Below are 5,717 nucleotides of genomic sequence, written 5' to 3' on the forward strand. Positions count from 1 at the left end.
ATGCAAGAGGTCTGCTTGTTGTGAATGAGTGAGGAGGGATGCGGAGGTGAGGAGAGAGGTGGTGGAAGGGCAGGTGAGGTGGGGAGGGGCGGGGATGGAGGTGAGAAGAGGGGAGTTGGGTGAGGAGATGTGTGGGGTGATCGGTAGGTGAGTGTGGGGTGTTCGGTGGTGGTTTGCCGGTCGTGGCCGGTCCGCCGCGGGAGGTGATCACCGCGGCGGACCGGAGCAGGGAGGTTCTCTCGTGGCTCAGGCGGCGGTGCGTTGGCGGGTGGGAATGGTGATGAGGCCGAGCCAGACTCGGCATTCGGTGCAGTACCCGTCGAGGTCGCTGACGGGGCGGATGCGGGTGCAGCCGTCGCAGCGGGCGCGGTGTTGCCCGGCCCCGGGCACGGGACCTCGCGAGTGAGTGGGGTGGGTGTTGATCGCGGTCGGCTGCGGCGACGGTTCGGGATCGGTGTTAGCGGGGGCGGCCGGTGCGGGGAGGTAGTAGTCGAGGATGTCGATCAGCCACTGGGGTGCGCGGGTGCGGACCTCGGCCAGAACCGCGTGCACGGCGTTGGGCTGGGTGTCGGTGAGGAACCGGCAGTAGGTGTGGGCGAGGTCGGCGGCGGTGAACCCGGGGGGAAGTTCGGGCAGGCGCGCGAGGGTGGGGTCGGTGCGGCACATGTCGCACAAGCCATCATCGCTGCGGCGTTTCCCATGGTGGGTGTGGACGGGGTGTTGGTCGGCGATCGAGCGTTCGATGCCGCAGGAGGTGCATCGCCAGCCGGTGACCGGGTGCAGGGCTTCGTGGTCGTAGTCCAGGGCGTTGCCGCCGAACGGGATTGCCGGGCGGCGGTCTCCGCGCAGGGTGGTGCGCTCGCTGGCATGGGCCAGGGCGGTCTGTTCGGAGACGGGCCGTGTGCCCGCGAGCGCGACCGCGTGGTGACGCTGTTCGGCGACGTACTCCACGAACTGGTGATCCCACATCTCGCGGGCCTGGTCGGCATCGACTTGGGGCAGGGTACGAGGTGTGGCGGGCTGTTCGGGGCGGGGGAGCAGGCCGCGGGCGGCGCGGCGTTCGTCGGCGGCGTGGGCGTCGGCGATCTCGCGTGCCATGGTGTCGACGTAGAGGTTCTCGGCGACGTAGGTGCGCACGACGTCGGGCTCCCACTGCACTACGGGGCGGCGCTTGGCGCGGGCTTGGACCCGGCGCGCGATGTTCTCGGGAGCGTAGCGGGAGGTGTCGGTCGCGCGGTTCGGGGCGGCGAAGAGCCGGGCGGGAGGATTGCGCCACATCCGGATCGACTGACGTGGCATCTCCGCGGCCGCGAGCTGCGCGGTCGCCGTGGCGGGTGCCGCGGTGCTGTGTGTGGCTAGTACCGCGGCGCGGGTGGCGTGGTCGCGCTCGTACAGGCGTGGGTCGCTCTCGGGGGTGAGGACCGCGAGCCGTTCGCGGTTGTGTGGCTCGTTCTCGTAGCGGGTCTCGAGCAGTTGCATCGCTTTCGGATACGGGTGGGCGGTGAAGGTACTGACCAGCTCGTCGAGGAACTCACGGTCCTCGGGCCCGGCGGTATCGAGTGCTGTGGCCGCGGCGGCGCGCGCGGCGCGCCGGTCGGTGTCGAACTTCACGTGCAGGTCGCTGATCGTGTCGAGGAATGTGGTGGTGTCGCTCATGTCGAAGGGTCCTGTTCTGGTGAGTGAGTCGAAGAGACCACCTCCGCGGCCCCGGGTGAGCGCGAAGCCCCCGAGACATGCGGGATGGTCGGCTGGTCCGTGCGACCAGCCGAGGGCGGTGAGACCGGGTCACGCCGCGACGCGCCGGCCGGGAACGCGCCGGGGCGTGCGCAACCGAATCCCGCGCTGACACCTCTGATCCGGGTGTCGCGGATGAGACGCCGCGCCGGGGATTCGGTTGTGCCGGGCGCGGGCCTGGTGGGCGTGGCGTGGGGTGAGTTGGTAGCCCTCGGAGTGGCTGGTCGTGCGGACCAGACGGGCATCCCACCCCCGCCACAAACCGGGACACCCCGTCCCGGTGCCGAAGCATCGGAACGGGGTGCGGGAGAACAGAACCGGGTCGGGGCTCGGGTTCAGAAGCCGGGGTCCGCACCCGAGCCCGCGAACCCTGCGGCCCCGGCTCCGGCCAGGGCGGGTTCGGTCCACGGATCGTTGTGGGCGGTGGTTGCCTCGGTGGCTGGTTCTGTGTCGGTGGTGCCGGGTCGGCCGAATCCGTTGCTGTTGGGTGTGGTTCGCTGTCGGGAGCCGGTGTTGCTGGAGTAGGCGGGGGCGTTGCGGGTGATTTTCGCGGTGGCGTACCGCAGCGAGGCTGCGAGTTCGTCGACCTCGAGTTCGATGACGGTGCGTGTGTCGCCTTCGCGGGTGGTGAAGGTGCGCTGCTTGAGACGGCCACTGACACTGACCCGCGAGCCACGGGTCAACGACTCCGCGGCGTTCTCCGCGGCTTGCCTCCACACACTGCACCGCAGGAACAACGGGTCACCGTCACGCCATTCGTTTGTGGCCCGGTCGAAGTAGCGTGGCGTGGAGGCGACGGTGAAGTTCATTACCGCATCCCCGCGAGGAGTGAAGGTGAGTTCCGGGTCGGCGGTGAGGTTGCCGGTGATGGTGAGTGTGGTGTCCTGAGCCATGAGCAGCGTCCTTCCCTTGCAGTCAGTGAGTGTTGGTTTGCGGCTTCGGGTTTCGTGAGCACTACGAATGCGCCGCCGCGCCGTGGGGAACGGGTCGGCGGCACACTCGCGCAGAGGGGAGCGATCCCGGCGGGGTTTAGACGTCCAGGTCGATGTCGCGGTAGTCGATGAGCCCGGCCGCGGCGCGTTCGACGTCGGTGAGCGTCCACGGTTCCTGGTCATCGGCTGTAGGGAGCTGTGGAGCGACGTCGGCCAGGAACATCAGATACCGCGGATGACGCCCGTAGCTGGTGCGCCAGAACGATTTGTCGATCTGCGATTCGAACGCGGCCAGGACCAGCGCGAGAGTGATCACCTGCGCCCGCTGCGGAGTCATCGCCCCGGCCGCGGTGGACAGCTCACGCGCTGAGTCCGACGTGCCGAGCAACTCGCGTGCTTTGAGAGCCGCTCTCGCGGAGTCGAGCAGATCCGGATATCCCACCAGCGATTGGGCGACGAACGCCGCGGCCCCGGTCGGCGGCTTGGACCGGCGCAACAACCGGGTCAGGAACTCCTCGCGGCGCTCGGCCGCGGCCAGGGCCTGCTTGTTGAGCTCACGCACCCGCCGACGCTCGAGCCGGGCCAACTCCCGCTCGGCCGCCGCAGCCGCTGCGGCTTGGCGAGTCCGCTCGGCTGGGGAGATGCCCTCGCCCGAATCCTGTTCGCCCGCACCGCTCTGAGCGTCCGGGATATCGACGGGGCGGACCCGTAGCCCGGACTCGGGCAACTGCTCGCCCAGCAGATAGTAGGACGGGGCCCAGCGGTCGCGGCGCTCGACCGTGTCGGCGTGCAGGAGCCCGGTGGCCGGTTCGCGTGTGCTGTCGCCGCGGGTGTCCCAGTCCACGAGCTCGGGATCGAGCAGTTCACCGGTCTCTCGCACGACAAGGTCTGCCCCCTGCTCGACATCGACCCACACCACCCACCGGGCCGCGTCGGCGCGGATCAGCTCCTCGCCAATTGGTTCTGCGGCCATGGTCTCGAGTGTCTCGACGGGCAGGAACCGCGCGTCGGTGTCGATGGTGTCGGGTTCGGTGGTCAGGACACCCAAGCCCAGCGCCGCGTACAACAGTGAGGCGTGCAGACGCGCGCGGGCCTCGGTCCGGTCGTGGGCGATCTTGCGGGCACGGAAGTCGAAGTCGTATCGAGGAGCCGCGGCAAGCCGCTCGACCGCATTCGTATCACCGAGACGCTCGTACTCGGCGATCACCGCGAGCTGGTCGAGGGTGAACGTCCCCGCATCGGCCAGACCCTTCGCCGTCGGGGAAGCCCCGACGACAGCTTGCTTCTTGACCTGAGAACGTGTGCGTTGCAGCCCGTCCGCGATCCGGGTGACCGAGGCCCCCAGATCGAGCATCAACGCGATGCCGGCGGCATCGTCGGCCTCGGTCATCGGCACCCGCCGATGATTGACGTTCATCTGCTTCAACGTGGTCCGGATCCGCCGCTCGTTCTCCGGGATGCTCGGGTCCGCGTCGGTCACCCACACCGGCACGGTCTCGGTGCCCACCTCGACGGCCCCCAGGACCCGCAATTGTCCGTCGATGGCATGGTGCGAGCCATCAGGCTGGCGCTCCACCAGGACGGGGGTTTCGACGCCGAATTCCTTGATCGAGGCCAGCAACTCGGGATGATCCGCGAGGTCGAACTGTTTGCGCACATTCTCCGCGATCACCAGATCCTGCGGGGGCAGAAAATCGGCCCACGCATTCGGCGGCCGCTCGGCACTCTGGTCTGGCCCGGCCGAGTCGATGTCGGCGACCGGGGCGATGTCCGGCCCGATGATGACCGCTGGAGCGGGGTCCGCGTCGGAACCGGGATCCGGGTCCAGAACTGCGGTGCTGGTGAGGGTTTGGGGTGATGACACGAGGATGCCTCCTGAACATGACAATGGCGGGGCCACCCGCGATCGGGGTGACCCCGCCCACGAGAGGGGGGACAGACAATGAGAGGTGGTGCGATGCGCCGTCGAACAGTCAGGCGGCGCGCGGCTGGCGGGTGGCCCGGGCGATGTTGAGCGGGTGCAGGCGCAGCACACCGGCCTCGTCTTCGGTGTAGGCCCAGTGCCGGCCACGCCAGTCCGGATGTTCGGACTGCCACTGTTCGGATGCGACCGAAGTTTTCAGCTCTGGAACTTCTCCGGCCAACCCGCGGTGTGCGAGCTGCTCGAACTGGGCCCGAGAGATGGCCGACACGATGGATGCTGGCATGAAACAACCTCCTGGAATGATTCGAGGTACGAGCAAGGCCGGGGATGCAACCGGCCCTCGGCGGGAGTTCGGGTCAGGGGAACTCGAGCATGAACATGAGTTCGCGGAAGTCATCGGGCGCAATGTCCGAGACACTGATGTGATCGCGTGCCCATGTCCCGATGAGCGGATGGTCGGGGACGAAGTCGCCCAGGCCGCGCCCGCACCCCTCTGCGGTGAAAGCGACCAGTGGGTGAGTTCGATATCCGAACTCGTTAGCGGGGCTGACGTACTTGTTGATGTAACAGCGTTTGTCGTGGTTGATCACATATCGGCCGGTTGTGCCGGGGTCGGGGTCGGGCATTACCGGTGCTGATTCGCAGCGGGCGAAGAGGTTGGCTGGCGGTTCCGTGCCCGGCTCGGGATCGGCGTAATCGCCAGCCCACACCAACCTCCTCGGTGTGAACAAGGTCCGTTCCACGGCGAGAGTGAACGAGCTGCCGACGTAGCCGTGTTCGCGAAGTTTCCAGTAGGCGTTGTAGTCGTATGGATCCGCGTAGGCCGCGATCTGGTCGCTGTCCTCAGCGAGGAACACCGCAAAAAATGCCTGTCCCATTTCTCTGTTGCTCCTTTCATCGAGCTCCTTGCGGCGATCAGCGCACAGGTTGTTCGGCGTGGTGAGGAGCGCTGCCGGACAGTGACAATGGTCGACAGCGCGATTGCGCACACCGACCTAGTTCGAGACGAACCGGGTGAGTCCAGTGAGCGCTGTACCGGGGATGCTGTGTGGCGCACCAGCTCTCATCGAGACCTGTAGCAGGTCGTGTCAGGCCACGGTCCACAGCACATCGTGTGCATGGCGGGG

Annotated in this window: 5 protein-coding genes; all 5 read right to left on the reverse strand. The window is 67.8% G+C overall.

Annotation, left to right across the window (positions count from 1 at the left end; translation table 11 throughout):
• Window positions 1-246: 246 nt before the first annotated feature.
• The gene (locus tag K7711_RS46780) at window positions 247-1,656 is read right to left on the reverse strand and encodes a hypothetical protein (protein ID WP_222979602.1); all 1,410 of its coding nucleotides are present in this window, start codon (window positions 1,654-1,656) and stop codon (window positions 247-249) included.
• 413 nt (window positions 1,657-2,069) lie between these two features.
• Window positions 2,070-2,627, reverse strand: a complete 558-nt coding sequence (locus K7711_RS46785) for a single-stranded DNA-binding protein (protein WP_222979604.1) — start codon at window positions 2,625-2,627, stop codon at window positions 2,070-2,072.
• A gap of 136 nt (window positions 2,628-2,763) precedes the next feature.
• Window positions 2,764-4,530: a ParB/RepB/Spo0J family partition protein gene (locus K7711_RS46790; protein WP_222979606.1), complete on the reverse strand. Its 1,767-nt coding sequence runs from the start codon at window positions 4,528-4,530 to the stop codon at window positions 2,764-2,766.
• 109 nt (window positions 4,531-4,639) lie between these two features.
• On the reverse strand, window positions 4,640-4,873 hold the full coding sequence (locus K7711_RS46795) for a hypothetical protein (protein ID WP_222979608.1): 234 nt from the start codon (window positions 4,871-4,873) through the stop codon (window positions 4,640-4,642).
• A 73-nt stretch (window positions 4,874-4,946) separates the two neighbouring features.
• Window positions 4,947-5,579, reverse strand: a complete 633-nt coding sequence (locus K7711_RS46800) for a hypothetical protein (protein WP_222979610.1) — start codon at window positions 5,577-5,579, stop codon at window positions 4,947-4,949.
• Between the last annotated feature and the right edge of the window lie 138 nt (window positions 5,580-5,717).

Origin of the sequence: Nocardia coffeae (genome assembly GCF_019890715.1) — a bacterium.
Lineage (GTDB): Bacteria > Actinomycetota > Actinomycetes > Mycobacteriales > Mycobacteriaceae > Nocardia > Nocardia jiangxiensis.

Coding starts and splice junctions, on each gene's coding strand:
- K7711_RS46795 (WP_222979608.1), bottom strand. CDS start 4,873: ATGCCAGCATCCATCGTGTCGGCCATCTCTCGGGCCCAGTTCGAGCAG.
- K7711_RS46780 (WP_222979602.1), bottom strand. CDS start 1,656: ATGAGCGACACCACCACATTCCTCGACACGATCAGCGACCTGCACGTG.
- K7711_RS46785 (WP_222979604.1), bottom strand. CDS start 2,627: ATGGCTCAGGACACCACACTCACCATCACCGGCAACCTCACCGCCGAC.